This is a genomic window from Zooshikella harenae (genome assembly GCF_018837975.1).
Lineage (GTDB): Bacteria > Pseudomonadota > Gammaproteobacteria > Pseudomonadales > Zooshikellaceae > Zooshikella > Zooshikella harenae.
On the sequence record NZ_JAGSOY010000374.1, the window covers coordinates 1 to 516 of the forward strand.

The following is a 516-nucleotide window of genomic DNA, read 5'->3' on the forward strand; positions in this document are numbered from 1 at the left end:
TACCATCTCTGCTTCAACTGGTCCTATGGCAAGATAATGTGAACCATTCAAATCAAAAGACTTACTGGCTACTTTGGGCACATCACTGGTTGATAAGCCTGAATTCGATACTTGTTGACCAGAGATAGAAACGAGAGAGGCATCTTTTTTATGATCAGAACGATCAGGTACTGATGAGCCGACAATGTCATCAGCTACGAAATGTCTAATGGGTGATAATGCCTTGATTTTATTATTGAGTTCTAGGCTAGCATTTTCATCAATGGTGGGATCAAGACCTTGTTTATATTCTTCTAAATTTGTAAGCCCATCATTATCCGCATCGTCATTGGCATCATTTTGATAAATATTTAAACCATATTTAATCTCAAACTGGTCAGGCATACCGTCCTGATCGAAGTCGCTATTTTTATTTTCTTTTGGCTGCGACAATGTCGAGAGCATAGAAATTTCTGAGCTTGATAGAGCTTTATTGAAAAGCGCAATCCGCTGGAATTGAATATCAGAAATACCCAG

The 516-nt window shown here is 38.4% G+C and carries 1 protein-coding gene; it reads right to left on the reverse strand.

Features of this window, described 5'->3' with window-relative positions; translation table 11 throughout:
• The coding region (locus KCG35_RS26190) for a hypothetical protein (RefSeq protein ID WP_215822882.1) at positions 1 to 444 on the reverse strand (444 nt) is incomplete at its 3' end.
• Between the last annotated feature and the right edge of the window lie 72 nt (positions 445 to 516).